Genomic DNA, 26,241 nt, shown 5'->3' on the forward strand with positions numbered 1-26,241 from the left:
GTCCCGGAGCCGGAGTTTCCTGGGGTTTCCGAGGTCGTGGTCCCGGAGCCGGAGTTTCCTGGGGTTTCCGAGGTCGTGGTCCCGGAGCCGGAGTTTCCTGGGGTTTCCGAGGTCGTGGTCCCGGAGCCGGAGTTTTCTGAGGTTTCCGAGGTCGTGGTCCCGGAGCCCGAGCCTGTTCCGGAACCCGAGCCGGCTCCTGAGGCCTCCGCCGACGAACCCGCTCCCGCCGCCGAGCCCCCCGCCCCGCAGGACGGGGCCGAGTCCGGTGACGGCGGTGGCGACGACGGCGTCTTCAAGGTCCGTCTCGCCAACTTCGAGGGCCCCTTCGACCTGCTCCTCCAGCTCATCTCCAAGCACAAGCTGGACGTCACCGAGGTCGCGCTGTCCAAGGTGACCGACGAGTTCATGGCGCACATCCGGGCCATGGGACCGGACTGGGACCTCGACGAGACGACCGAGTTCCTCGTGGTCGCCGCGACCCTGCTCGACCTCAAGGCGGCCCGGCTGCTGCCCTCCGCCGAGGTCGAGGACGAGGCCGACCTCGCGCTGCTGGAGGCCCGCGACCTGCTGTTCGCGCGGCTGCTCCAGTACCGGGCGTACAAGCAGATCGCCGACATCTTCAGCCGGCGGCTCGACGACGAGGCGCGGCGCTATCCGCGGACCGTCGGGCTCGAACCGCACCATGCCGAGCTGCTGCCCGAGGTCGTCATCAGCATCGGGGCGGAAGGATTCGCCAAGCTCGCCATCAAGGCGATGCAGCCCAAGCCCAAGCCGCAGGTCTACGTCGATCACATCCACGCGCCGCTGGTGAGCGTGCAGGAACAGGCCGGGATCGTCGTCGCCCGGCTGAAGGAGCTCGGCGAGGCCAGCTTCCAGGCCCTGATCGCGGACACCGACGACACACTCACCGTCGTCGCGCGCTTCCTGGCCCTGCTGGAGCTGTACCGCGAGAAGGCCGTCGCCCTCGACCAGGAGACCGCGCTCGGCGAGCTCGTCGTGCGCTGGACCGGCGGGGAAGGCGACGAGACACCGACGGTGACCGACGAGTTCGACCGGCCGCCCGAGCAGCCCAAGGAGGAGAAGAAGGCGTGAGTGAGGAGACCACCGAGCTTCCGGCCGGGCTGCGTACCGTCGCGGGCCTCGACCTCAAGCCCGCCCTGGAGGCGATGCTCATGGTCGTGGACGAGCCCGCGACCGAGGAGCACCTCGCGAAGCTCCTGGAGCGGCCCAGGCGCCAGGTCGCCGACGCCCTGCGGGAGCTCGCCGACGAGTACGCCGTGCAGGGCCGCGGCTTCGAGCTGCGGTTCGTCGCGGGCGGCTGGCGCTACTACACGCGTGCCGAGTACGCCGCGGCCGTGGAGCGCCTGGTCCTGGACGGGCAGACGGCCCGGCTCACCCAGGCCGCCCTGGAGACCCTCGCGGTCGTCGCCTACCGTCAGCCGGTCAGCCGCAGCAGGGTCTCGGCCGTACGCGGAGTCAACTGCGACGGTGTGATGCGCACCCTCCTGCAGCGCGGGCTGGTGGAGGAGGCGGGCGCGGAACCCGAAACAGGTGCGATCCTGTACAGGACGACGAACTACTTCCTGGAGCGGATGGGCCTGCGCGGCCTGGACGAGCTCCCGGAGCTCGCGCCCTTCCTCCCGGAGGCGGAGGCGATCGAGGCCGAGACGCTGGAAGCAGTCCCGTCGTTCGATCCGGACGCTCCGGATTCCGAGGACGCAGACGACAAGACGGAACTTTGATGCGAAGCAGCAGCGGCAGGAACAGCAGCGGAAACAACGGCGGGAGCCGTGGTGGCAACAGCGGCGGCCGCGGCGGGAGCAGCGGTGGCCGCGGTAATTTCCGCGGCGCCGGTAACAACCGCGACGACAAGCAGGGCGGCCGGCCGAAGAAGCCGCGCCCGGAGGAGCGGCGCTACGACGTAGGCCCCGGCGCCACCCAGGAGGGCCCGAAGTCGGGGCGCGGCGCTTCGGCGCGCGGCGGCGCCAAGGGCGGGCCCAGGCAGGGCCAGGGCACCGGGCGCGGCCGTTCGGCTCCGGCGACCTCCCGTGAGTACGACGCGCGGGCCGAGGAGCGCAACCGCGAGCGCTACGCCGGCAAGAAGGACGTCAAGCTGCCCAAGACCTTCCCGGGCGCCGAGCAGGAGGGCGAGCGGCTGCAGAAGGTGCTCGCGCGCGCGGGCTACGGCTCCCGGCGGGCCTGCGAGGAGCTGATCGAGCAGGCGCGCGTCGAGGTCAACGGCGAGATCGTGCTCGAGCAGGGCAAGCGGGTCGACCCGGAGAAGGACGAGGTCAAGGTCGACGGCCTGACGGTCGCGACGCAGTCGTACCAGTTCTTCTCGCTGAACAAGCCCGCCGGTGTCGTCTCGACCATGGAGGACAACGAGGGCCGTCAGTGTCTCGGTGACTACGTCACCAACCGGGAGACGCGGCTCTTCCACGTCGGGCGGCTCGACACCGAGACCGAGGGCGTCATCCTGCTCACCAACCACGGCGAGCTGGCGCACCGGCTGACCCACCCCAAGTACGGCGTGAAGAAGGTCTACCTCGCGCACATCGTGGGCCCGATCCCGCGCGACCTGGGCAAGCAGCTCAAGGACGGCATCCAGCTCGAGGACGGCTACGCGCGCGCGGACCACTTCCGGGTCGTCGAGCAGACCGGCAAGAACTACCTGGTCGAGGTGACCCTCCACGAGGGCCGCAAGCACATCGTGCGACGCATGCTGGCCGAGGCCGGCTTCCCGGTCGACAAGCTGGTGCGGGTCGCCTTCGGGCCGATCACCCTGGGCGACCAGAAGTCGGGCTGGCTGCGACGCCTTTCGAACACCGAGGTCGGGATGCTGATGCAGGAAGTCGACCTCTAGGAACCCCGATGTGTCGGCCGGTCCCGGAACAGCTCCGGGGCCGGCCGATGCGTTTTCGCCTCCGCGCCGGTCTGTACTCATGACGGAGGGAGCGGGGATGAGTGCGACCACTGAGGACCGTGACGAGTTCGTCCGGCTGACCGACCCGTACCGGCGGGAGCTGCTCGCGCACTGCTACCGGATGCTGGGGTCGGTCGACGAGGCCGAGGATCTCGTGCAGGAGACGTATCTGCGGGCCTGGCGGTCCTACGACGGCTACGAGGGCCGGGCCACTTTGCGGACCTGGCTGCACCGGATCGCCACCAACACGTGTCTGACGGCCCTGGAGAGCCGCGCGCGACGTCCGCTGCCCTCGGGGCTCGGCGGGCCCGCAGAGGCGCCTGAGGAGCCGCTGAAGGCCCTTGCGGCGGACGTCCCGTGGCTCCAGCCGCTGCCCGACGCCCTCGTCGACCCGGCGAACGTCGTGGCCGCGCGGGGGAGCCTGCGCCTCGCGCTGGTCGCGGCGCTCCAGAATCTGCCGGCGCGGCAGCGGGCCGTGCTGATCCTGCGGGACGTGCTGGCGTGGCGGGCGCCCGAGGTGGCCTCGCTGCTCGGCACGTCCACGGCGGCGGTGAAGAGCAGCCTCCAACGCGCGCGTGCCCGCCTCGATGAGATCGCGCCGGACGAGGACCTCGTCGAGGAGCCGGAGGGCGCCGCCGACCGCGAGGTGCTCGACCGGTACGTGGCCGCCTTCGAGAACGCCGACCTGGAGTCGCTGATCGGCCTCCTCCAGGACGGCGTCGAGCTGGAGATGCCGCCCTACCCGCAGTGGTACAGCGGCAAGGAGGACGTGCTGCGGTTCCTGCGGGCACGTGTGCACGACAAGGGCACCCTGCGGATGCTGCGCACCCGGGCGAACGGGCAGCCGGCCGTGGCGATGTACGTACGCGGCGCGGACGGCGTGTTCCGGGGACACTCCGTGCAGGTCCTGACCGTGCGGAAGGGCGAGCTGGCCCGCATCACCGCCTTCCTCGATCCGCGCGAGCTGGAGCGGTTCGGGCTGCCCAGGGAGCTGTCGTGAACTCCGGGGAGCTGCTGGAGCGTTCGCTCGCCTACATGCTGGGCAGCGTCGCCGGGATCGGGTCCGTGAACCTCGGGGCGGGGACGCCCTGCGCCGAGTGGGACCTCGGGGAACTGCTCGCGCACATCGAGGACTCGCTGGAGGCGCTGTACGAGGGTCTGACGGGCGGGCGGATCGGGCTGTTCCCGCGTGCCGACCGGGTCTGCGGTCTGCGTACGCGCGCGTGCGCGGTGCTGGGCGCCTGGGCCGCCGGGCCCGCCGACGAGCGCGTCCTGGTCGGTGAACGGCCGCTGGACGTGCGGGTGATGGGCGCCGTGGGCGCCGTCGAGATCGCCGTGCACGGATGGGACGTCGCCCAGGCCTGCGGCAGGCCCCGGCCCATCCCGGCGTCCCTCGCGGCCGAACTGCTGAGCGTCGCCCGCTGTGTGGTCGTGGAGGAGGACCGGGGCGTGCGCTTCGGCGCGCCGGTCGAGGTGGCGCCACGCGCGCGTGCCGATGTGCGACTGCTGGCCTTCCTGGGACGCCGCGATTCCTTTCCGGGATGAGCCGGGTCTGCCTTCCGTGAGTGACCGAAGCGACTCACGGAAGGCACGGCCATGACCGACATCCTCAAAGCCCCGCCACTGCGCACACCACCCGCCGACCGGGCGCCGACGCGGCGCGTGTGGACCGTCGCCCTCGCCGGCCTCGGCGCGCTGCTGTGCTCCCTCGACGTCGTGGTCGTCGCCACCGCGCTGCCCGCGCTGCGGGCGGACTTCGGGGCGAGCCTGTCCGAGCTGGAGTGGACGATCAACGCCTACAACCTCGTTTTCGCCTGCCTCACGCTGACCGGCGCCGCGCTCGGCGACCGGTTCGGGCGGCGGCGGATGTACGTCGTGGGCCTCGCCGTCTTCACGCTCGCCTCGGCCGCGGCGGCCCTCGCCCAGGGCCCGGGTCAGCTCATCGGCGCGCGCGTGGTGCAGGGCGCCGGGGCCGCCGTCCTGCTGCCGCTCACCCTGACCCTGATCAGCGAGGCGTTCCCGGCCGAGAAGCGGGGCGTCGCCATCGGGATGTGGGGCGGGGTGACCGGACTCGGCGTGGCCGCCGGGCCGGTGCTGGGCGGGGCTGTCACCGAGGGCCTGTCGTGGCAGTGGATCTTCTGGCTGAACGTGCCCATCGGGCTCGCCATGCTGCCGCTGGCGGCCACCAAGTTGCGCGAGAGCTACGGCACCCGCCCCCAACTCGACCTGGTCGGGCTGGCGTTGGCGGCCGTGGGCCTGACGGGCCTCGCCTGGGCGCCGGTGCGCGCCCCCGAGGCCGGCTGGGGGAGTGCCGAGGTGCTGGGCGCGCTGGCGGCCGGGGCGGTGTTCGTGGCTGCCTTCCTGGTCTGGGAGCGCCGTGGGGCCCGCCATCCGATGCTGCCCCTGTCGTACTTCCGGCGGCGCGGCTTCTCGACCGCCAACGCCTCCGCTTTCCTGCTCTTCGCCTCGTTGCTCGGCGCCCTGTTCATGATCACGCAGCTCTTCCAGCTCGGCCTCGGCTACTCCCCGCTGGAGGCGGGCGTGCGGATCCTGGTCTGGAACGCCACGCCCCTGCTGGTCGCGCCGATCGCCGGAGCGCTCGCCGACCGGTACGGGACCCGGCCGTTCATGCTGGGCGGCCTGGTGCTCCAGGCGACGGGCCTCGCCCTGCTGGCCGGGCAGCTCGAACCAGGCGTCGGATACGGCAGCCTCGTCCTTCCGCTGATCATCGCGGGCGTCGGCATCTCGATGGTGTTCCCGAGCGTGGCCAACGCCGTGACCTCGTCCGTCCCGCTGGGCGACGCGGGCGTCGCGGCCGGCGTCAACAACGCGCTGCGCGAACTGGGCGGCGTCTTCGGGGTCGCCGTCGCCGCGGCCGTGTTCACGACGTACGGCGGCTACGGCTCGCCGGCGGCGTTCATCGACGGCGCCGGGGCCGCGCTCTGGGTGAGCGCGGGCGCGGCGGCCGTCGGGGCGGCGGTGGCGGCGTTCGCGCCCTCCCGAGGCCGCGCCTAGAGAGGGGTTGCCTTGGCTCTCCCACCCTCTTTATAGTCGTACTGACTATTAAGGGGGTGGGTTCGCATGGACCACACGGACCATGACGAGATGGCCCACGACCAAGTGGCCTACGACAAGTACGCCCATGAACCCTTCGCCGTCACCGCCGACCTCGCCGTCCTCACGATCCTGGACGGCGCCCTGCACGTCCTGCTCATCGAGCGCGGGCAGCAGCCGTACCAGGGGCACTGGGCGCTGCCCGGCGGTTTCGTGCAGCCCGACGAGTCGGCGGAGACGGCCGCCCGGCGTGAACTCGCCGAGGAAACCGGCCTGTCGGACGTCTCCGGGCTGCACCTGGAGCAGTTGCGGACCTACAGCGAACCCGACCGCGACCCCCGGATGCGGGTCGTGACCGTCGCCTTCACCGCGCTGCTGCCCCACCCGCCCGAACCGCACGGCGGCAGCGACGCCGCGCAGGCCCGCTGGGTGCCGTACGACAAGGCGGGACCGCTCGCCTTCGACCACGACCGGATCCTGGCCGACGCCCATGACCGCGTCGGTGCGAAGCTGGAGTACTCCAGTCTGGCCACCGCCTTCTGCCCGCCCGAGTTCACGCTCGGCGAGTTGCAGCACGTCTACGAGGTGGTGTGGGGCACGGGGCTCGACCGGCCCAACTTCCGGAGAAAGGTGCTCGCCACACCGGGATTCGTCGCACCCGTCCCCGGCGCCGCCCGGCTCACCGGCGGCCGCGGCAAACCGGCCGCGCTGTACCGCGCGGGCACCGCCACGACCCTTCATCCGCCCCTGCTGCGGCCCACCTCGGAAGGACGCCCCGCATGACCTCGACCACCGTCCGCAAGCGCGCCGCCACCGGCTCCCTGCTCGGCCTCGCCCTCGGGGACGCGCTCGGCTTCCCGACCGAGTTCATCGACGTGCCGTCGATCCTCGCCAAGTGCGGCCCGTGGCGGGAGATGGAACTGCCGACGCCGGCCATCGTCACCGACGACACGCAGATGACGCTGGCGCTGGGGAAGGGGCTGCGGACGGCGATGGACCGGGGTGTGCTCGGGCCGAAGCGGCTGGAGCGGCCGGTGCGCGAGGAGTTCGTGGAGTGGTACCGGTCACCGGAGAACAACCGCGCACCGGGCCGGACCTGTCTGGTCGCCTGCAACCTGCTGAAGGACGAGGCCAGGCCCTGGCAGGACGCCAGTCAGATCGGCTCCAAGGGCTGCGGCGCCAACATGCGCGTCGCGCCGATCGGACTCGTCCCCGGGCTGAGCGACGAACAGCGGGCGGGCGCAGCCCAGTTGCAGTCGGCGCTCACCCACGGGCATCCGACGGCGCTCGCCGCGTCCGACCTGACCGCGCACGCCGTACGGCTCCTCGCGCAGGGCGCCGAGCCGACCGGGCTGGTCGGGATGCTGCGGTCGTACGCCTACGAGAACCGCACCCAGTACCACGAGCGCTGGCTCGGCGATCTGTGGACGCGCAGCCAGGACCCCACTGCCGAGCACTTCATCGCGCGCGGCTGGGACGAGTGCCTGGGCGTCCTGGACCGCCTCCAAGAGGCCTTGCGCACCGTCTCGCCCGAGACCGACCCGTGCCTGGCGACCGGCGAGGGCTGGATCGCCGAGGAGGCCATGGCCACCGGGCTGCTGTGCTTCCTGTGGTTCGTCGACGAGCCGCTGACCGCGCTGCGGCGGGCCGCCTGCACCGCCGGGGACTCGGACTCGATCGCCTGCCTCGCCGGGGCGTTCGCGGGCGCCTGGCTCGGCGCGGACGTCTGGCCGACACAGTGGGCGGACCGGATCGAGTACCGGGGGGACCTGATGACCCTCGGGGCGCTCTGGGACGCTTGACGGACGAGCGCCGCCCTGGATCAGGGAGCTCAAGCCGCTGCGCACCGGCGTGCGGCCGATGTGCAGGAGGCTTCAGCTCTGCCAGGTGCCCCCGGTGCCCCCGGTGCCTGCGACGCCCTGCACGCCTTCGTCGTACGGCCCCGGCTGGAGGGCTGAGGCGCGGCGGACCCGGATGAGGAAGTCCTCCACGCGGCGCCGGTCCGGCTCGGCCGGGAGCGGGCTCGCGTGGACGGCCTCCTCGGCCTCGCCCGCCAGGCGGGTCATCCGGGACTCCACCTCCGGCCAGGGCACCTCGCCGCGCTTGACCTCCAGCAGCTCCTCGCGCCGGTCGCCGACGTCGATCGTGAGATGCCCGGTGCGCAGCAGGTCGCGGGCGCTCGTCAGCAGGCGCAGCAGGTGCATCGCGTGCTTCCAGCGCGGGGCGCCGTGCAGACGGATGTCGGCCTCCAGCTTCTTGCGCTGGCCGAGCGCGTAGCGCGTGAACGTCTCGTACGCCTGGCGCGACAGGAACGCCTCGCGCAGGGCGAGCAGCTCGCGGCCCGTGTCGTCGAGGTACTCCACGAGCGGGGAGTGCAGACACTCCAGGATGTTCGGATTGGCGCGCAGTGCCAGCTCGCAGAAGCGCTCCAGCTCCCAGTTGAACTGCTCCTGAAGCGGGCCGTCGACATGCGTCGGCGGCTTGTCGAAGTGCCAGAAGAGCGGCGTGGGGGCGAGGAACACGCCCCGGCGGTCGGTGTCGCTGGCGTCCGTGGCAAGACCGAAGGCGCGCGAACCCATCACGCAGGCGTAGATCGTGTGGTCGCGTACCAGGGTCTCGGGGTGCATGTCCCGGAGCGTACGCGGCCGGTCACACGAGGCGGATCGAATTTCCCTCCACGACGATGTTCTTCGCCGGCAGCGGCCGTGTGGCCGGAGGATGGGCCACCGCACCGTCGGTGATCTTGTACTTGCTGCCGTGGCACGGGCAGTTGATCGTCCCGTCCGAGACGCTGCCGACCAGGCACTGCTGGTGGGTGCAGATGGCGGAGAAGGCCTTGAACTGCCCCTGCTCGGGCTGGGTCACCACGACCTTCTCGTCCTTGAAGATCGTGCCGCCGCCCACCGGGATGTCGGACGTGCTGGCCAGTTCGTCGCCGTCCTGGCCGTCCCCGCCGGGGGAGACGGTGGTGGAGGTCGGCGTCGAGTCGCCGCTGCCGCTGCCGTCGGAATCGCCGCAGGCCGCGACGAGCGCCGTCGCGCCTGTCGCGCCCGTGGCGATGAGGATCGTGCGCCGCGTCGGACCGTTGGTCATGTCGTGACTCCGAAAGTGCGGAAGAAACCAGATGGGCAGCAGCCGGCCCGGAAGCCACTCCGAGCGGATCAAAAGCATCCTTGCACTCAAAGCGGCGAAGAAGAAGCAAGCTGGGACAGAGTGCAGAAAATGCGTGAATCGCACATCTGGTGCGCGTCTCAGGGGGCGGGCGAGAGCCGTGAGCCCAACGCGGGCTGACTAGGCTGGACTCCCGAAGAGCCGATCCGTAACTCAGCAAGGAGCAGCGCCGTGGCGGTACGAGCGGTCCGGGGGGCCGTCCAACTGGAGCGGGACGACGCCGGCCACATGGACGAGCAGGTCGGGGCCCTGCTCACCGCGATCCTGGAGCGGAACGACCTCACCGCGGACGACCTGATCAGCATCTGGTTCACGGCCACGCCCGATCTGCACAGCGACTTCCCGGCGGCCGCCGCCCGCAAGCTCGGCACCGGCTTCGCCGACGTACCGCTGATCTGCGCCCAGGAACTGGACATCGAGGGCGCCATGCCCCGGGTCGTACGCGTCCTCGCGCACATCGAGTCCGACCGGCCCCGCGCCGACATCGCGCACGTCTACCTCGGTGCCGCGGCCGCCCTGCGCAAGGACATCGCCCAGTGAGAACCGCACTCGTCATCGGTACCGGCCTCATCGGTACGTCCGCCGCGCTGGCGCTCGCCGGGCGCGGTGTCGTCGTCCACCTCGCCGACCACGACCACGAGCAGGCCCGCACCGCCGCCGCGCTCGGCGCCGGCACCGACGAGGCCCCCGACGGTCCCGTCGACCTCGCGATCGTCGCCGCCCCGCCCGCGCACGTGGCCGGGGTGCTCGCCGACGCCATGCGCCGGGGCGTGGCGCGCGGCTACCTGGACGTGGCCAGCGTCAAGGGCGGCCCGCGCCGTGAGCTGGAGGCGCTCGGGCTCGACCTGTCGTCGTACATCGGCACGCACCCCATGTCGGGCCGCGAGAAGTCCGGCCCGCTGGCCGCGACCGGCGACCTCTTCGAGGGCCGGCCCTGGGTGCTGACGCCGACCCGCGACACCGACACAGAGGTGCTGAACCTCGCCCTGGAGCTGGTCTCGCACTGCCGTGCGGTGCCCGTGGTGATGGACGCCGACGCCCACGACCGCGCGGTCGCCCTGGTGTCCCACATGCCCCATCTGATGTCCAGCATGGTCGCCGCGCGTCTGGAGAGCGCCGAGGAGGCGGCCGTACGGCTGTGCGGCCAGGGCATCCGGGACGTGACCCGGGTCGCGGCCTCCGACCCCCGGATGTGGATCGACATCCTCTCCGCGAACCCGGGGCCGGTCGCCGATCTGCTCACCGACGTCGCCGCGGACCTGGAGGAGACGGTGCGGGCGCTGCGCGCGCTCCAGTCGTCCGACGAGGACAAGCGGACCGAGGGCACGGCCGGGATCGAGGACGTGCTGCGCCGCGGGAACGCGGGCCAGGTGCGGGTGCCCGGCAAGCACGGCGCCGCGCCGCGGGTCTACGAGGTCGTCGCCGTGCTCATCGACGACCAGCCGGGACAGCTCGCGCGGATCTTCGCGGACGCCGGCCGGGCCGGGGTCAACATCGAGGACGTGCGGATCGAGCACGCGACCGGACAGCAGGCCGGCCTGGTCCAGCTCATGGTGGAGCCCAAGGCGGCTCCGGTGCTGAGCGCCGCGCTGCGGGAGCGGGGCTGGGCGATCCGGCAGTAGGGCGCCGAACAGCGCGCGGCCGGACGAGTGACGGGAACCCAGTAACCTTGTGCGGGGCGCCCTCGCGTCCCCACACTCCCGCCACACCGCACCAGGAAGGTGTCCCCCCGTGGAAAACGGTGCCGCCAAGCCCGTGATTGTCGCCATCGACGGCCCCTCCGGCACGGGCAAGTCGAGCACGTCGAAGGCCGTCGCCGCGCAGCTCGGGCTGAGCTACCTCGACACCGGCGCCCAGTACCGGGCGATCACCTGGTGGATGGTGAGCAACGGCATCGACATCGAGGACCCGACCGCGATCGCGGCCGTCGCCGGTAAGCCCGAGATCATCTCCGGCACCGACCCGGCCGACCCCACGATCAGCGTCGACGGCACCGACGTGGCCGGTCCGATCCGCACGCAGGAGGTCACCTCCAAGGTCAGCGCGGTCAGCGCGGTGCCCGAGGTCCGGGCCCGGATCACCGAGCTCCAGCGCTCCCTCGCGACCTCCGCCGAGTACGGCATCGTCGTCGAGGGCCGCGACATCGGTACGACCGTGCTGCCCGACGCCGACCTGAAGATCTTCCTCACCGCCTCCGCGGAGGCCCGTGCCGCCCGCCGCAGCGGTGAGCTCAAGGGCGCCGACGTCAACGCCACCCGTGAGGCCCTGATCAAGCGTGACGCGGCCGACTCCAGCCGCAAGACCTCGCCGCTCGCCAAGGCGGACGACGCGGTCGAGGTGGACACCACCGCGCTCACGCTGCCGCAGGTCATCGAGTGCGTCGTCACGCTCGTCGAGGAGAAGCGAGCCGAGAAGTGAGCCTTCCGTCCGAACGGGGCGCCGAGATCGGCCGGCGTATCGGCGTCCCCCTGATGTACGGGCTGTGGCGGCCGCGGGTCCTGGGTGCCTGGAAGGTCCCCGCGACCGGGCCGCTGATCTACGCGATCAACCACAGCCACAACGTCGACGGGCCGATGGTGATGGGCGTGTCGCCCCGGCCCGTGCACTTCCTGATCAAGAAGGAAGCGTTCGTCGGCCCGCTCGACCCCTTCCTGACCGGCATCGGCCAGGTCAAGGTGGACCGGCACGCCGCCGACCGGGAGGCGATCACGCAGGCGCTCGACGTCCTGTCGAACGGCGGCGTCCTCGGCATATTTCCCGAGGGCACCCGGGGTGAGGGCGACTTCGCCTCGCTGCGCGCCGGGCTCGCCTACTTCGCCGTCCGCGGCGGCGCTCCGATCGTCCCGGTCGCGGTACTGGGAAGTTCCGACAAGCGTGGACGGTTGGTCAAGGGGCTGCCCCCGCTGCGGCACCGGGTCGACGTCGTCTTCGGCGAGGCCTTCGACGCGGGGGACGGGAGCGGGCGGCGGACCCGCAGGGCGCTGGACGAGGCGACCGAACGCATCCAGAAGCAGCTCACCGAGCACCTGGAAAACGCCAGGCGGCTGACCGGCCGCTAGGCGACACTGAGTAGTGGATCAGCCCGGGAGAAACCGGGCGTTCCACCGATCACCACGATGAACGACGAGGTACGGACTTCATGAACGACCACATCCACTCCGAGGGCTCGGGCGAGGAGCACGACCACGGAGAGCTTGGCGACGCCGAGTACGCGGAGTTCATGGAGCTCGCCGCGGAAGAGGGCTTCGACCTCGAGGACGTCGAGGGCGCCATCGAGGCGGCCGGCCACGGCCCGCTGCCCGTCCTCGCCGTCGTCGGACGGCCGAACGTCGGCAAGTCGACTCTGGTCAACCGCATCATCGGGCGCCGCGAGGCCGTCGTCGAGGACAAGCCGGGCGTCACCCGCGACCGCGTGACCTACGAGGCCGAGTGGGCGGGCCGTCGCTTCAAGGTCGTCGACACCGGCGGCTGGGAGCAGGACGTCTTCGGCATCGACGCCTCCGTGGCCGCGCAGGCCGAGTTCGCGATCGAGGCCGCCGACGCCGTCGTGTTCGTCGTCGACGCCAAGGTGGGCGCCACCGACACCGACGAGGCGGTCGTACGACTGCTGCGCAAGGCCGGCAAGCCCGTGGTGCTGTGCGCCAACAAGGTGGACGGCCCCAGCGGCGAGGCGGACGCCTCGTATCTGTGGTCCCTCGGCCTCGGCGAGCCGCACCCGGTCTCGGCGCTGCACGGCCGTGGCACCGGCGACATGCTGGACGCCGTCCTGGAGGCGCTGCCGGATGCGCCCCAGCAGACCTTCGGTGGCGCCGGGATCGGCGGCCCCCGCCGAATCGCGCTCATCGGCCGCCCGAACGTCGGCAAGTCCTCCCTGCTGAACAAGGTGGCGGGCGAGGAGCGCGTAGTCGTCAACGAGCTGGCCGGCACCACCCGTGACCCGGTCGACGAGCTCATCGAACTGGGCGGGGTGACCTGGAAGTTCGTCGACACGGCGGGCATCCGCAAGCGCGTCCACCTCCAGCAGGGCGCCGACTACTACGCCTCGCTGCGCACCGCCGCCGCCGTCGAGAAGGCCGAGGTCGCGGTCATCCTGATCGACGGCTCCGAGTCCATCTCGGTGCAGGACCAGCGCATCGTCACCATGGCCGTCGAGGCGGGCCGGGCGATCGTCATCGCGTACAACAAGTGGGACACCCTCGACGAGGAGCGCCGCTACTACCTGGAGCGGGAGATCGAGACCGAGCTCGGCCAGGTCGTCTGGGCACCCCGGGTGAACGTCTCGGCGCGCACCGGGCGGCACATGGAGAAGCTGGTCCCGGCGATCGAGACGGCCCTCGCGGGCTGGGAGACCCGGGTCCCGACCGGCCGGCTGAACGCCTTCCTCGGCGAGCTGGTCGCAGCCCACCCCCACCCGATCCGCGGCGGCAAGCAGCCCCGCATCCTGTTCGGCACCCAGGCGGGCACCAAGCCCCCGCGCTTCGTGCTCTTCGCGTCCGGCTTCATCGAGGCGGGCTACCGCCGCTTCATCGAGCGCCGGCTGCGCGAGGAGTTCGGCTTCGACGGGACGCCGATCCACATCTCGGTGCGGGTACGCGAGAAGCGCGGCAAGAAGAAGTAACGGAAACGGCTGAAGGGCGGCCCGCGATGGGGCCGCCCTTCACATGTGTTCAGCCTCGGCGCGCCGGCGGCAGCGCGGCCGGCACGTGGTGCATCCCCGTGCCCTGCGGCCCGATGTGCCCGACCCGCTGCCACTGCGGCTGCTGACCGCTGCCGTGGCGGGCGCTGTGCGCACCCGCGCTGTAGGCGCTGTACGAGCTGCTGAACGACCCCGGGCGGTGGCCGCCGTACGGGGCCGTACCGCGCTGGATGTTCCCGAAGGCGACGAAGCCCAGGTCCTCCTCGCCACTGCGATCACCCGGCAGCGAACGGAAGGACTTGACGTACTCGGCGTAGAGCGCGTCGTAGATAGGCGTGGGCGATGGGCCGCCCTGATGGCGGGGAACGTCGTATGCATGCACGTATGTCCAAACGACCCGGCACCGGAAGAGATGCGGCTGGGCAGCGCCCTAAAGGGGCGCGGGGAACTGCGCGAACGGCCACCCGTGACCCGCAGCCGCCGAACTCCGTGCAGCCCCCGCTGAACAGGCGCTTCTCACGTCCCGGCAAGCGGCAGCGCCGCCGCGACCAACTTCCCGTTCGCCGCGGCCTTGTCCAGCGCGTCCCGCAGCAGGTCCTCGCGGGGCTGACGCCCGATGGACCCCACCGGCGCGGCGAACATCAGTACCTGCTGGTGCTTGTTCGCGGCGGCCCGCCAGCCGTCCGTCACCAGCAGCGGCTGATGTGCCTGCCACCACGCGACCGGCTGCCCGCCGTTCGTGCCCGGCTGGAGCACCGCGTGGAGCTGTCCCATGGCCAGCAGCACCGACCACCCGTGCAGCACCGGCGGCACTTCGGCCAGCTCGGTCGCCGGCATGAACCCCTGTTCGATGAGCAGGGGGAGGAAGTCGTCCCCGGCGCCGACCGCCCCGGGGCGCACGATGGGCCCGGTCGGCTCGACGACGAGCGCGGGGTGCAACTCCCCGGCGATCAGCACCAGTCCGCTGGTCACGCCGAGCACGGCCTGCTCCGGCACGATCGACTCGGGCTCCAGGTCGACCCGGTCGCCGGTGATGGACTTCACGGCGCCCTGCAACTGCTCCTCGGTGACCTGGACGACCTGTGACGGCAGGCAGGTGGCGTGGGCGAAGGCGAGGACGGCGGTCTCGTCCCCGATGAACAGGACGGTGCTGGTGCGCTCCTGCTCGGAGTCGCCCGGGGTGCGGCAGGACGTGCAGTCGTAACTGCCGGGGGCGTTCTCCCCGGCGAGCAGCCGGTCGGCTTCCTCGTCGCCGATCTCGGCACGTACCTCGTCGCTGACATCGAGCATGCGCGGCACGGGTGGCTCCTCGGGATGTGGTGCGTGGCGGGGCCGGGTGGCTCCCGGCCCGTGAACCGGGCGGGTCCCGGGCTCATGAAGAAGACAACGGGCGATCTGTGGCGGGAGTCACGCACGACAGCGAACGGAATCGAACCATCCGACGCGCAGAGTCACCTTGCGTACGGAATTGCCCACTCAGCGTCAAGTCCTGGGAAATGCAAGGAAGTTGGTTGCGTGGGGTGTGTCACAGATCGTCGGGGTTGCTGGTCGACAAATCCGGAAATCAGCGAATGAAGTGGGTGGCCGAAAATCGCCGATACCGGAGGTAACGGCGAACTGGCCTGGAGTGACGAGGAGTTGGTTGATCCCGGCCGGTCGATGTCCCTACATTCCTCCGCCGTGTGCAGCGAGCACCGCTCGGGTACGTCCGCCGACCGCACCAGCAGGCTTCACAGAACGACCTTCCGGCGGACGGGGCGAGCGCGACCCACACGCCCCATGGCGTGGTGAGTGGCGTTCCGCCTGGGGGAGCCCGGGTCCTTCGAGAGGGACCTACATGTCCGAATGTGCCGATAACACTCACGACAACGCTCGGAAGGCGCCGAAGGCTTCGAACGGAAGCCGGGCGCGTACGACGGCGGTCCTCGCCGGGGCGGCACTGCTCGCCCCGCTCGGACTGCTGGCCGCGACAGGCAACGCCGCAGCGGCGGACAGTGGAGTGTGGGACCGCATCGCACAGTGCGAGAGCGGCGGCAACTGGCACATCAGCACCGGCAACGGCTACTACGGCGGACTTCAGTTCTCCGCCTCCACCTGGCGCGCGTACGGCGGTACGGCCTACGCGCCGACGGCGGACCAGGCCACCAGGGCGCAGCAGATCGCTGTGGCCACCAAGGTCCAGCGTGCCCAGGGGTGGGGCGCGTGGCCGACCTGTTCGGCCCGGGCCGGAGCGTACGGAGGCGCACCCGCGGCTTCCGCGGGCGGCTCGGCGTCCTCCGCCGGCAAGGCGGCACCGTCGACCGCCAAGTCCGCCCCTGCCGCTCCGGCACGGACGCCGGAGCGCTCCTCGGGTCACCCGACCCGCGACTCCTCCCGTGGTGACTACACCGTTCGCGAGGGCGACACGCTGAGCGGCATCGCCGCCCGGCACGGGACCACCTGGCGGCAGCTCTACGCCGCCAACAAGTCCGTCATCGGCGGTGATCCCCACCTGATCATGCCCGGGCAGCGTCTCGAACTCTGAGCACCGCCCTCGGAGCCCCGCCCGGTCCGCCGACCGGGTGGGGCCCCTGCGGCCGTCGGACGCGCCGCACCGGTCGTCGGCAATAAGCTGCCTAGCGTGCTCATATGAAATACGCACCGCTCACGATCGCCCTGGCCACCGTCCTGTTGACCGCCGTCACCCCGGGCGCGTCGCACGCCACGTACGCGCCCCAGGTGGCGTCTCCACTACCGGCCTCCGGCCCCCCTCCCAAACCCGCGTCCCTGTCCTGTGCCAAGAGTCATTGGCCATGGGGCTGTGTCGCCAAGTGCGAGAGCGGCGGCGATTGGCACATCAACACCGGCAACGGCCACTACGGCGGGCTCCAGTTCTCGCAGCGGACCTGGGCGGGATTCGGCGGGCTGAAGTACGCCCCGCGCGCGGACCTCGCCAGCCGCAAGGAGCAGATCGACATCGCCCGCAAGGTGGTGGCGGTGCAGGGCTGGGGGGCCTGGCCGCACTGCTCCAGGCGGTACGGGCTCAAGGGCCGTATGAAGCTGGAGAAGCCCCGCGCCGACATCGCCAAGCAGCGGCTCGCCCCCGGTCTGCTCCTCATGCCGAGGGGGGCGAGGTTCGGCGCCACGCTGCCCGGCGCTCGTACTCGCCCGCCTCTCCGCTGAACACGACAGCGCCCCGCCGCAGTTCGTGAACGATTGCCGCCCGGCCCCGCAGGACGGGCGGCAGTCGTTGCCCGGCGACGACCACGCACGCGTCGAGGCCGCTCAGCAACTCGTACGTACGGGCGGCGACCGCGGGCGACATGCCCTGCGCCGGCTCGTCGACGAGGACGACACGCGCGCGTGCCAACAGGGCGCGGGAGAGCGCCAGCATGCGCTGCTCGCCGCCGGACAGCGTGCCGGCGCGGCGCGCGAGGAGAGGCTCCAGCGCCGGGTAGGCGTCCAGGGCGATGTCGTACGAAGAGGCCGCCAGTTCGAGGTTCTCGCGCACGGTGAGGGAGCCGAAGACCGCCTGCCGCTCGGGGACCAGGCACAGTCCGCGGCGGGCCCGCTCATGGGCGGGCATCCGGGTCACGTCGACGCCGTCCCACACCACCGCGCCGCCGGACAGCCGCACCGTTCCGGCCAGCGCGCGCAGGACCGTCGTACGGCCGGAACCGTTGCGTCCCAGCAGGACGGTGAGGCCGGGGCCCGCGGCGGCGACCGTGACGCCGTGGAGGGCCTCCAGGGGGCCGTAGCGCACGCGCGCGTGTCGCAGCGAGACGGTCGTCATGCGGGCGCCTCCCGGGTGCCCGCCGTGCCGAGTACGTCGAGTACGCGGCCGGGCGGGCCGGAGGCGACGATGCGGCCCGCTGCCATGACGTGCACGGTGTCGGCGAGGTCGGCGACCAGGTCGAGGTCGTGTTCGACGACCAGCAGGGCCATGCCGTCCGCGGCGAGGGCCTTCAGGATCCGGGTGAGCGCGGTGACCTCCGCCGTGTCCAGGCCGGCGGCCGGTTCGTCGAGCAGCAGGACGCGCGGGCCGCCCGCGAGGGCCCGGGCCAGCTCGACTCGCCGGAGGGTGCCGGTGGGGAGGCCGGCGGCGGGCAGGGAGCGTACGGGGCCGTCCAGGCCGAGGAGCCTGAGGGATCTCTCGACGGCTGACGGGTCCTTCAGCCGGCCCTGTTCGGCGCCCACACGGACGTTCTCGGCGACGGTCAGTGAGGGGAAGACGGCCAGTTGCTGGAAGGTGCGGGCGATGCCGAGGCGGGTACGGGCGTGGGCGGGCAGGTGGGTGATGTTCCGGCTGCCGAGCCGCACTTGGCCCTGTGCCGGGCGGTGGGTGCCGGCCAGGCAGTGGAACAGGGTGGTCTTTCCCGCGCCGTTGGGTCCGACGACGGCGGTGACGTGGGCGGGTGGGACGGTGAGGGTGATGTCCTGGAGGGCGGTGAATCCGTCGTAGCGGGCCTGGAGGTTGTGGGTGGTGAGGGCGGGTGCGAGTGCGGGTGCTGGGCGGTGGGTGGGCACGCGGCCTTCGGCCGCGTTCGGGTGCTCACCCGCACCGCCCGTGCTGCTTTCGTCGTCGGGTGCGGGTGGCCCCTGTGGGGGCTGAGCGCCGTCGGCGGCTGCGGCAGATCGGGTATGTGCAGAGCGGCCGCGAACCCATGGTCGTCGTGTTTCCCCGGCTGCCGACTGCTCCTCCGGACCCGTCGCTGCCCGTACGCCCGACGCCGTCAGGCCCGTCAGCGTCGGGCTCGGAGCGGGTTGCGGCCCGGTCGGGTGCAGTAGGTGCCGTACCTGTGCCCCCTGCGCCGTGAGCCGTGCTCCCCGGCGTGGGCGCAGGTGGGTCGTTGCGGACCGGAGGGCCTCGTAGGGGCCGCCGGGGAAGCGGCCCACCAGTACCGCCAGTACGCCGATCAGCGCCGCCGCCACCCCGCCCCGGGCGCCCGCGTCCAGGCCGACCAGGAGGGCCGCGGCGGCCAGGGCGCCCAGGGTGCTGTCGGCGCCGAGGACCACCACCGCGGCGAACCAGAGGAGGCCGCGGACGGGGTCGTAGGCGGCGGGGTCGAAGGCGCGCAGGCCCATGCCGAGCATGCCGCCGCCGAGCGCGGCCAGGGCGGCGCCCGAGACGAAGGCCAGGAGCTTGAGGGAGGGCACCCGCACGCCGGCCGCCGACGCCCCGGACTCGTGGTCCCGCATCGCCGCCAGGGCCCGGCCCGTACGGCCCCGGCGCAGCAGCCAGGTCGCCAGCAGGGCCGCCGCGAGGAGGGCGAGTTCCAGGACGTAGTACGCGCGGTCGCCCTCGAAGCCCGCGGGGCGGCCGAGTGACAGGCCCGCGATCGCGTACGGCTGGGCGAAGACGAAGCGGCTCACGCCGACGCCGACCGCGAAGGTGGCCAGGGCCAGAGCGAGGCCGCGGCGGCTGATCGCCGGCCAGCCCGTCAACAGGCCCAGCGGGGCCACCAGGACGACCGCCAGGGCCAGTGCGGCGAGCTCCGGCAGGCGGGGCAGGCCCGGGAAGCGGCCGGCCGCCAGCAGGGCCGTGAACAGGGCGCCCAGGCCCGCGTAGGCCGCCTGCCCGAGGGAGATCTGGCCGCCGCGGCCCGTGACGACCACCAGGGACAGCAGCACCACGCCCAGCGCCGGCACCTGCACCGACGTGTGCAGGTCCGAGCCCGCGAAGCCGAGAGGGAGCAGGAAGAGGACGATCGCCACGATCCAGGCGCCCGGAGGCGTCGGCACGCGCGCGGTGGCCGAGCGCGGGAGCGCGTCGCGCGTGCCCACGCTCGGCAGGGCCAGGGCCGCGATCAGCAGCGCCACCACGAAGAGGTTCGTGCTGACCGCCTGGAGCAGCGGCGCGACCCAGCCCGACGGATGCAGACGGGTCAGCTCGCTCTGCGTCACGCCGATCGCCAGCGCCGTCAGCACCGCGACCGGCAGGCTGCGCATCCGCGCGGCCACTGCGACCGCGACGACCTCCATCACCAGCAGCGGCATGCCGTACGGGTCCAGGCGCACGTACGGGGCTAGCAGGACGCCCGTCAGGCCCGCCGTGAACGAGCCGAACGCCCAGCCCGCCGCCGCGACCCGGTCGGCGTCGATGCCGCCGAGGACGGCCAGCCGCCGGTCGTCGACCACGGCCCGCAGCTCCCGCCCGAAACGGGTCCAGCGGATCACCGCGCCGACCCCGGCCGCCAGCAGCAGCACCACCGCGAGCTGGCCCCAGGGGTCCGCCGGCACCAGCTCCGGCGCGTCGTCCCGCGCGCCCTGCCCCCACAGCAGCGCCGCCCCGCCCACGAGCAGCACGAACACCCCGATGGACGCGACCAGGGTCTGCGCCGGGTCGCCGCCCAGGACGGACAGCGGCCGGAAGACGAACCGTTCCAGCAGCATCCCGATGCCGGGCGCCAGGACCAGCAGCGTCACCGTCGCGCCCGCCCACAGCGGCCAGCCCCACTCCACCACGCACTGGCGCAGCGCATACGCGCACACCATCGCGATCGCCCCGTGCGCGAAGTTCAGCACGCCGGTCGAGCGATACGTCACGACCAGGCCGATCCCGGTGAGCGCGGCGGCGCTGCCGACCGACAGACCGGCCAGTGTGAGGTCGTACGTCAGCGAGGACATCACTCGTCCGCTTCGGCGGGCTCACAGATCGGGCACGGGCCCAGCTCGCCGCCGCGCACCAGTTGCGTATCGACCGGGACGGCCTCCGCCTTCCCGGCGACCAGCGGGCAGTCCGCGCGGTGCCAGAGCGTGCCGCCGGGCACCATCAGCAGGTCCGCGCTGACCGCCAGCGGCGCCGCGGCGCCTGGCCCGGACCCCTCGGCATCGGCGGGCTGCGCGGCCACCAGAAGGCCGTACAGCTCCTCCACGCGCGCGGCGGCGAGGGCGCCCCGGCCATGGGTCAGCAGCACAGCCCCGGCGATGATCAGCGCGGCGCCGGGGACCGTGCAGGACGCCAGATACGGGAGCTGCCGCTCGGCGAACCGCTCGCCGGAGATGCCGTACCAGCCGATGACGCACAGCACCGCGCCGGCCGCGAGCGCGGCCCAGCCGGCCCACAGGACGGGGTGCACGGTCCGCAGTCGCGCTGTCCGCATCGCCGGCTCCCACACGTCGGGTTCGTGTGCACGCACACCGCGTTTGTGTGCATGCGCCTGTCCATGTCAGCCAATGGCTTGCACTATGCCTCCTGCAAGCTGACCCTGAAAGCACCGGGCGCACACGGCCCGGATCGACACCCGGCGGTGAGCCAGATGGTTCTCGGGAGCGACCTCAGGCGACACGAAGCGCACAGGCGGCGGGGGACGGTGCTGGCGGCCGCGCTGCTGCTCTTCCTCGCCCCGGCCCTCGCGGCGTGCAGCGACGACGAGGGCGGCGGCAGCGAGACACCGCCGACACCGACCGTCGAGCAGACCCGGCAGTCACCGGCCACGACGGCGCCGGCCGACGCGGGCGCGGCCGAGACCGAGATCAAGCAGAACTGGCAGAAGTTCTTCGACCCCAAGACCACGACGGAGGAGAAGCAGACCGTCCTGGAGAACGGCGAGCGGATGGCGCCGGTCCTCCAGGCGTTCAGCGGTGACGAGCGCGGCGGGCAGGTCCAGGCTCAGGTCTCCAAGATCGAGTTCACCTCGCCGACCGAGGCGGACGTGACCTACGACCTGACCCTCAAGGGTGCCACCGCCCTGCCGGACGCCTCCGGAACCGCGGTCGAACAGGACGGCACCTGGAAGGTGTCCGCCAAGACCCTGTGCGCGCTGGTCCAGTTGAGCGGCAATGGGTCGCCGATCCCGGGGTGCTGAGGCGGCGATCGCCGTGTTGCTGCTGACTCTGAGTACGGCGTGCGGCAGCCGGCTGCCGGAGAGCGACTTCGAGCAGCGGGACCGGGGCACGCCCTCGGGGCCGGCGCCGGACCGCACCCCGATCCGCGTCGGCGTCATCACCAGCGCCACCAGCCCGGTCGGCGGCAACGCCTTCACCGGCTCGCGCGACGGCGCCAAGGCCTACTTCGACCGCCTCAACGCGCGCGGCGGCATCGACGGCCGCCGCGTCGAGGTGCGCCTGTGCGACGACGGCGGCAGCGGGGTCGGCAACAACGAGTGCGTGCACGAACTGATCGACGAGGACAAGGTCGTCGCCCTGGTCGCCACCACCGCCCTGGACTACGCGGGCGCCTCGCGCGTCTCACACGCACGCGTGCCCGACATCGGCGGCCAGCCCATCGGGGCCGCCTACGACACCTGGCCGCACCTGTACGGCATCTACGGCAGCCTCGCGCCCCGCGACGGCACGACCGGCTGGGACGGCGAGCAGTACGGCGGAACGGAGGTCTACCGCTACTTCAAACGCGAGCACGGCGCCCGTACGGCCGCCGTCGTCTCCTACAACCAGCCCGCGTCCGCCGCCTACGCCCGGCTCGTCGAACGGGGCCTGAAGGCCGAGGGCTACAAGGTCGTCACCGAACAGGTCGACTTCGCGCTGCCCAACTTCCGCGCGGCGGCGGCCGACCTGAAGGAGCAGGGCGCCGACCTCGTCTTCGACGCCATCGACACCCACGGCAACGCCCGGCTGTGCCAGGCGATGGACGACGTCGGCGCCGAGGTGACCGCCAAGGTGACGAACGTGCAGAACTGGACGTCCACCGTCGCCGAGGACTACAAGGACTCCCCGCGCTGCCGCAACGCCCTGTGGGCGACCGGGTCGTCCCGCAACTTCGAGGACACGGACCAGGACGCCGTACGCGAGTTCCGGGACGCCACCAAGGACCTGGACAGCCACTCCCAGTGGCAGCTCGAGGGCTGGGCGGCGGCGAAGTGGTTCACGGACGCGGCGAAGGCGTGCGCCCCGCAGGGCGTCACGCGCGCGTGCGTCGACGACCACATGAACCGCAGCCAGGGATACACCGCCGGCGGCCTGCTGCTCCCCGTCACCTTCGAGCGGCTGCCCGAGCCGCCGAAGAGCCGCCGGACCTGTCTGTCGGTGGCCCGCTGGGCGGACGGCGAGGGATGGGTGTCCCAGGGCGACATGAACGACACGTGCTTCGAGGTCCCGCAACTGCCGTACCGGCCGTGACGGGCAACCAAAAGGCCGCATCGACGGTCCAACCGACAGAGCCCGGAGCCGAGGGAGGAACCGCAGCGCATGACGCCCCTGCCGCAGGCCGCACCACTGCGCGCCGACTGCATCGCGGACTCGGCCGGCGGACTGACCTTCGACGTCACCGCCGTCGGGCCCGCCATGGAGGCCCATCTCGTGCTGCGCCACCGCGAGGGCGACGAGGAGGTCACCCTGCCCCTGACGCCGGCCACGACCGGCCGCCTGCGCGCCGCCCTCCCTAGCAGCGTCCCCCTGCCGGAGGGCCACTGGGACGCCTACGCCAGCGTCCGGGACGAGAACCCCGACCGCCTCGTGCCGGGCGCCATGGACGTCCATCCCTCGGCCTCCCGGGTCCCGTACGAGACCCGCGGCGGCAACCTAAGCGTCGAATGCCGCTACGAGGAATCGCCCTTCAGTGCGACGCCCTTAGGGGCGCGGGGAACCGCGCGTTCGGCCCCGGCGGACCCGCACCCGCCCGCAATGCCCGCACACCCGAGCCGTTAGGCGGCTGGCAGACTCGGATCATGTTGGACACCTCCGCTCGGCTGCTGCGCCTGCTCTCCCTCCTCCAGGCCCACCGGGACTGGTCCGGCGCAGAACTCGCCGACCGCCTCGGCGTCACCCCGCGCACCGTCCGCCGCGACGTCGACCGCCTGCGCGAGCTGGGCTACCCCGTCAACGCCAGCCCCGGCACGGGAGGTGGCTACCAGCTCGGCGCCGGCGCCGAGCTGCCGCCCCTGCTGCTGGACGACGACGAGGCGGTCGCCGTCGCCGTCGGCCTGCGCACCGCCGCGGGCCAGGGCATCGAGGGCATCGGCGAGACCTCGGTGCGGGCCCTCGCCAAGCTGGAGCAGGTCCTGCCGAACCGGCTGCGCCGCCGCGTCGGCGCCCTGAACGCCTTCACCGTGCCGATGCTGCGCGGCCCCCAGCCCTCGGCCGTCGACCCGGCCGTGCTCACCGAGCTCGCCAACCTCTGCCGGGACGCCGAGCGCCTGCGCTTCGAGTACCGCGACCACGGGGGCGCCCCCACCCGCCGTACCGTCGAGCCGCACCGCCTGGTGTGCAGCGAGCGCCGCTGGTACCTCGTCGCCTGGGACCTCGACCGCGAGGACTGGCGTACGTTCCGCGTCGACCGCGTCACCCCGAAGCCGCCGCACGGCCCGCGCTTCGCTCCGCGCACGCCGCCCGCCGAGGACCTCGCCGCGTATGTCTCCCGAGGCGTCTCCACGCGCGCGTACGCCTCGCATGCCGTCATCCGGCTGCTGGTGCCCCTTCAGGAGGCGGCCGAGAGCATCTCGCCCACCGTCGGGCAGCTCGAGGCGGAGGGTCCCGACCGCTGCCTGCTGCGCACCGGCGCCGGGAGCCTGGAGGTGATGGTGATCCATGTGATGCTGCTGGGTTTCGAGTTCGAGGTCGTTCAGCCCACGGAGCTCGTCGAGGCGATCAGGACGGCTCACGGCCGGCTTGCTCGCTCTTTGGCTCGGGCTGCGGAGCCTCCAGAGCGTGCTCCGGGTGGTGCAGGTCGAACGCCGGGGACTCCGAGCGGACCTTCGGCAGCGTCGTGAAGTTGTGGCGCGGGGGCGGGCAGGAGGTCGCCCACTCCAGGGAGCGGCCGTAGCCCCAGGGGTCGTCGACCTCGACCTTCTTGCCGTACTTGGCGGTCCTCCACACGTTGTAGAGGAACGGCAGCGTGGACAGGCCGAGCAGGAACGCGCCGATCGTGGAGACGGTGTTCAGCGTGGTGAAGCCGTCGGCCGCCAGATAGTCGGCGTACCGGCGCGGCATGCCCTCCGCGCCCAGCCAGTGCTGCACCAGGAACGTGGTGTGGAAGCCGACGAACAGCGTCCAGAAGTGCATCTTGCCGAGCCGTTCGTCGAGCATCTTCCCGGTGAACTTGGGCCACCAGAAGTGGAACCCGGCGAAGATCGCGAAGACGACCGTGCCGAAGACGACGTAGTGGAAGTGCGCGACCACGAAGTACGAGTCGGAGACGTGGAAGTCCATCGGCGGCGACGCCAGGATCACCCCGGTCAGACCGCCGAAGAGGAACGTCACCAGGAAGCCCGTCGCCCACAGCATCGGTGTCTCGAAGGACAGCGAGCCCTTGATCATGGTCCCGGACCAGTTGAAGAACTTCACGCCGGTCGGGACCGCGATCAGGAAGCTCATGAAGGAGAAGTACGGCAGCAGCACCGCGCCGGTGACGAACATGTGGTGCGCCCACACCACGATCGACAGCCCGGTGATCGCCATCGTCGCCCCGATGAGCGTCAGATAGCCGAAGATCGGCTTGCGGCTGAAGACCGGGATGATCTCCGTGATGATGCCGAAGAACGGCAGCGCGATGATGTACACCTCGGGATGCCCGAAGAACCAGAACAGGTGCTGCCACAGCAGCGCCCCGCCGTTGGCCGCCTCGAACACCACCGAGCCGAACCGGCGGTCCGCCTCCAGCACCAGCAGAGAGGCCGCCAGCACCGGGAACGCCATCAGGATCAGGATCGACGTGAACAGCGTGTTCCACACGAAGATCGGCATCCGGAACATCGTCATGCCGGGGGCGCGCATCCCGATGATGGTGGTGATGAAGTTGACCGCGCCGAGGATCGTGCCGAAGCCGGCCAGCGCCAGGCCCATGATCCACAGGTCGGGGCCGATGCCGGGGGAGCGCTCCAGGCTGTTGAGCGGCGCGTAGGCGAACCAGCCGTAGGCGGCCGGGCCGTCCGGCACGATCAGCGAGCCCATCACGATCAGGCCGCCGAACAGGAACAGCCAGTACGAGAGCATGTTCAGCCGTGGGAAGGCGACGTCCGGGGAGCCGATCTGGAGCGGCATCAGCTCGTTGGCGAAGCCCGCGAAGGTCGGGGTCGCGAAGAGCAGCAGCATGATCGTGCCGTGCATGGTGAAGAGCTGGTTGAACTGCTCGTTGCTGACGATCTGCATCCCGGGCCGGGCCAGTTCGGCCCGCATCACCAGGGCCATGGCGCCGCCGGCCAGAAAGAACAGGAACGACGTGATCAGGTAGAGATGGCCGATCTTCTTGTGGTCGGTGGTGGTCAGCCAGTCGACGACCACGCGGCCGCCCGGCGGCCTGCTTCGCATGGGTCGTGCCGTCGCCTGTACGGTCTGCGTCCCCATCGCTCGCTCGCCCCTTCGCTCGTCGCGTCCCGGGCCCGCTGAAGCCCGCGTCGCACGCGCCGACGCGAGCTCACGCCATGATGCTCGCGTCGACGGTGCTCCGACAGAGGGCGTACGGAGGTCCTGTGGTGGAACCATGTACTTTCTGTGCGGTGCCGGCTCCTGCGGCCCGCGCGGAATCGAGGGGATAAGAGGTCCGCGGGCAGTTCTTCGGGAACTTTTCCGCCGCGCTATCGAA

General features: G+C 72.0%; 26 protein-coding genes and 1 pseudogene. 19 read left to right on the forward strand and 8 right to left on the reverse strand.

Features of this window, described 5'->3' with window-relative positions; genetic code table 11:
* Positions 1-114: 114 nt before the first annotated feature.
* The 8 genes from ACZ69Q_RS38460 (at position 115) to ACZ69Q_RS38495 (ending at position 7,779) form a co-directional block, all read left to right on the forward strand.
* Positions 115-1,092: a segregation and condensation protein A gene (locus ACZ69Q_RS38460; RefSeq protein WP_471052067.1), complete on the forward strand. Its 978-nt coding sequence runs from the start codon at positions 115-117 to the stop codon at positions 1,090-1,092.
* Positions 1,089-1,742, forward strand: coding sequence for an SMC-Scp complex subunit ScpB (gene scpB, locus ACZ69Q_RS38465; RefSeq protein WP_471051556.1), 654 nt, complete (start codon positions 1,089-1,091; stop codon positions 1,740-1,742). The genes ACZ69Q_RS38460 and scpB overlap by 4 nt, the downstream gene beginning before the upstream one ends.
* On the forward strand, positions 1,742-2,863 hold the full coding sequence (locus tag ACZ69Q_RS38470) for a pseudouridine synthase (protein ID WP_471051559.1): 1,122 nt from the start codon (positions 1,742-1,744) through the stop codon (positions 2,861-2,863). The genes scpB and ACZ69Q_RS38470 overlap by 1 nt, the downstream gene beginning before the upstream one ends.
* Before the next feature lie 97 nt (positions 2,864-2,960).
* The gene (locus ACZ69Q_RS38475) at positions 2,961-3,923 is read left to right on the forward strand and encodes a sigma-70 family RNA polymerase sigma factor (RefSeq protein ID WP_471051562.1); all 963 of its coding nucleotides are present in this window, start codon (positions 2,961-2,963) and stop codon (positions 3,921-3,923) included.
* A complete protein-coding gene (locus ACZ69Q_RS38480) occupies positions 3,920-4,468 on the forward strand; it encodes a TIGR03086 family metal-binding protein (protein ID WP_471051565.1) in 549 nt (182 codons plus the stop codon). The genes ACZ69Q_RS38475 and ACZ69Q_RS38480 overlap by 4 nt, the downstream gene beginning before the upstream one ends.
* A 51-nt stretch (positions 4,469-4,519) precedes the next feature.
* Complete coding sequence (locus ACZ69Q_RS38485; protein ID WP_471051570.1) at positions 4,520-5,938, forward strand: MFS transporter; 1,419 nt, start codon at positions 4,520-4,522, stop codon at positions 5,936-5,938.
* Between the two features lie 66 nt (positions 5,939-6,004).
* On the forward strand, positions 6,005-6,760 hold the full coding sequence (locus tag ACZ69Q_RS38490; protein WP_471051571.1) for an NUDIX hydrolase: 756 nt from the start codon (positions 6,005-6,007) through the stop codon (positions 6,758-6,760).
* Positions 6,757-7,779, forward strand: coding sequence for an ADP-ribosylglycohydrolase family protein (locus ACZ69Q_RS38495; protein ID WP_471051573.1), 1,023 nt, complete (start codon positions 6,757-6,759; stop codon positions 7,777-7,779). The genes ACZ69Q_RS38490 and ACZ69Q_RS38495 overlap by 4 nt, the downstream gene beginning before the upstream one ends.
* 72 nt (positions 7,780-7,851) lie before the next feature.
* Here ACZ69Q_RS38495 and ACZ69Q_RS38500 read toward each other — a convergent pair whose 3' ends face one another.
* Both ACZ69Q_RS38500 and ACZ69Q_RS38505 read right to left on the reverse strand, forming a co-directional pair.
* Positions 7,852-8,604, reverse strand: a complete 753-nt coding sequence (locus ACZ69Q_RS38500) for a nucleotidyltransferase domain-containing protein (RefSeq protein WP_471051576.1) — start codon at positions 8,602-8,604, stop codon at positions 7,852-7,854.
* Positions 8,605-8,626: 22 nt separating this feature from the next.
* Complete coding sequence (locus ACZ69Q_RS38505) at positions 8,627-9,070, reverse strand: Rieske (2Fe-2S) protein (protein ID WP_471051579.1); 444 nt, start codon at positions 9,068-9,070, stop codon at positions 8,627-8,629.
* A 249-nt stretch (positions 9,071-9,319) separates the two neighbouring features.
* Here ACZ69Q_RS38505 and aroH point away from each other — a divergent pair, with 249 nt between their 5' ends.
* The 5 genes from aroH (at position 9,320) to der (ending at position 13,766) form a co-directional block, all read left to right on the forward strand.
* Entirely contained in the window at positions 9,320-9,688 is a 369-nt protein-coding gene (aroH, locus tag ACZ69Q_RS38510; RefSeq protein WP_471051581.1) for a chorismate mutase, read from the forward strand.
* Positions 9,685-10,770 carry a prephenate dehydrogenase gene (locus tag ACZ69Q_RS38515; RefSeq protein ID WP_471051583.1) on the forward strand — a complete coding sequence of 362 codons (1,086 nt, stop codon included), beginning with the start codon at positions 9,685-9,687 and terminating at the stop codon, positions 10,768-10,770. Before aroH ends, ACZ69Q_RS38515 begins: the two co-directional genes overlap by 4 nt.
* A 109-nt stretch (positions 10,771-10,879) precedes the next feature.
* On the forward strand, positions 10,880-11,566 hold the full coding sequence (gene cmk, locus ACZ69Q_RS38520) for a (d)CMP kinase (RefSeq protein ID WP_471051585.1): 687 nt from the start codon (positions 10,880-10,882) through the stop codon (positions 11,564-11,566).
* Between the two features lie 53 nt (positions 11,567-11,619).
* Positions 11,620-12,207, forward strand: coding sequence for a lysophospholipid acyltransferase family protein (locus tag ACZ69Q_RS38525; RefSeq protein WP_471052070.1), 588 nt, complete (start codon positions 11,620-11,622; stop codon positions 12,205-12,207).
* Between the two features lie 80 nt (positions 12,208-12,287).
* Positions 12,288-13,766: a ribosome biogenesis GTPase Der gene (gene der / locus ACZ69Q_RS38530; RefSeq protein ID WP_471051588.1), complete on the forward strand. Its 1,479-nt coding sequence runs from the start codon at positions 12,288-12,290 to the stop codon at positions 13,764-13,766.
* Between the two features lie 49 nt (positions 13,767-13,815).
* Here der and ACZ69Q_RS38535 read toward each other — a convergent pair whose 3' ends face one another.
* Complete coding sequence (locus ACZ69Q_RS38535) at positions 13,816-14,166, reverse strand: hypothetical protein (protein WP_471051591.1); 351 nt, start codon at positions 14,164-14,166, stop codon at positions 13,816-13,818.
* 134 nt (positions 14,167-14,300) lie between these two features.
* The gene (locus ACZ69Q_RS38540) at positions 14,301-15,083 is read right to left on the reverse strand and encodes a hypothetical protein (RefSeq protein ID WP_471051594.1); all 783 of its coding nucleotides are present in this window, start codon (positions 15,081-15,083) and stop codon (positions 14,301-14,303) included.
* 538 nt (positions 15,084-15,621) lie between these two features.
* On the opposite strand from ACZ69Q_RS38540, the gene ACZ69Q_RS38545 reads away from it, so the two are divergent.
* Entirely contained in the window at positions 15,622-16,308 is a 687-nt protein-coding gene (locus ACZ69Q_RS38545) for a LysM peptidoglycan-binding domain-containing protein (protein WP_471051597.1), read from the forward strand.
* A gap of 104 nt (positions 16,309-16,412) precedes the next feature.
* Positions 16,413-16,946, forward strand: coding sequence for a transglycosylase family protein (locus tag ACZ69Q_RS38550; protein ID WP_471051600.1), 534 nt, complete (start codon positions 16,413-16,415; stop codon positions 16,944-16,946).
* Here the strand turns inward: ACZ69Q_RS38550 and ACZ69Q_RS38555 are convergent.
* Genes ACZ69Q_RS38555 through ACZ69Q_RS38565 form a run of 3 tightly spaced genes read right to left on the reverse strand, consistent with a single transcriptional unit; the run spans position 16,879 to position 20,866 of the window.
* Positions 16,879-17,556, reverse strand: a complete 678-nt coding sequence (locus ACZ69Q_RS38555; protein WP_471051603.1) for an ATP-binding cassette domain-containing protein — start codon at positions 17,554-17,556, stop codon at positions 16,879-16,881. The two genes, ACZ69Q_RS38550 and ACZ69Q_RS38555, sit on opposite strands and share 68 nt — an antisense overlap.
* Positions 17,553-20,390, reverse strand: a complete 2,838-nt coding sequence (locus ACZ69Q_RS38560; RefSeq protein ID WP_471051606.1) for an ABC transporter permease subunit — start codon at positions 20,388-20,390, stop codon at positions 17,553-17,555. The genes ACZ69Q_RS38555 and ACZ69Q_RS38560 overlap by 4 nt, the downstream gene beginning before the upstream one ends.
* Entirely contained in the window at positions 20,390-20,866 is a 477-nt protein-coding gene (locus tag ACZ69Q_RS38565; RefSeq protein WP_471051608.1) for a hypothetical protein, read from the reverse strand. Before ACZ69Q_RS38565 ends, ACZ69Q_RS38560 begins: the two co-directional genes overlap by 1 nt.
* Positions 20,867-21,022: 156 nt before the next feature.
* On the opposite strand from ACZ69Q_RS38565, the gene ACZ69Q_RS38570 reads away from it, so the two are divergent.
* The 4 genes from ACZ69Q_RS38570 to ACZ69Q_RS38585 all read left to right on the forward strand — a co-directional run bounded on the left by ACZ69Q_RS38570 (position 21,023) and on the right by ACZ69Q_RS38585 (position 24,430).
* Positions 21,023-21,571, forward strand: a complete 549-nt coding sequence (locus tag ACZ69Q_RS38570; protein ID WP_471051611.1) for an MTB12 C-terminal domain-containing protein — start codon at positions 21,023-21,025, stop codon at positions 21,569-21,571.
* Positions 21,546-22,841 carry an ABC transporter substrate-binding protein gene (locus ACZ69Q_RS38575; RefSeq protein ID WP_471051614.1) on the forward strand — a complete coding sequence of 432 codons (1,296 nt, stop codon included), beginning with the start codon at positions 21,546-21,548 and terminating at the stop codon, positions 22,839-22,841. The genes ACZ69Q_RS38570 and ACZ69Q_RS38575 overlap by 26 nt, the downstream gene beginning before the upstream one ends.
* A 69-nt stretch (positions 22,842-22,910) precedes the next feature.
* On the forward strand, positions 22,911-23,369 hold the full coding sequence (locus ACZ69Q_RS38580) for a hypothetical protein (RefSeq protein WP_471051617.1): 459 nt from the start codon (positions 22,911-22,913) through the stop codon (positions 23,367-23,369).
* A 20-nt stretch (positions 23,370-23,389) separates the two neighbouring features.
* Complete coding sequence (locus tag ACZ69Q_RS38585) at positions 23,390-24,430, forward strand: helix-turn-helix transcriptional regulator (RefSeq protein ID WP_471051620.1); 1,041 nt, start codon at positions 23,390-23,392, stop codon at positions 24,428-24,430.
* On the opposite strand, the pseudogene ctaD reads toward ACZ69Q_RS38585, so the two are convergent.
* A pseudogene (ctaD, locus tag ACZ69Q_RS38590) lies at positions 24,429-26,141 on the reverse strand (aa3-type cytochrome oxidase subunit I); the annotation flags it as partial. The gene ACZ69Q_RS38585 and the pseudogene ctaD overlap by 2 nt on opposite strands.
* Positions 26,142-26,241: the final 100 nt, after the last annotated feature.

It is taken from the genome of Streptomyces sp. NPDC036764, assembly GCF_055609385.1.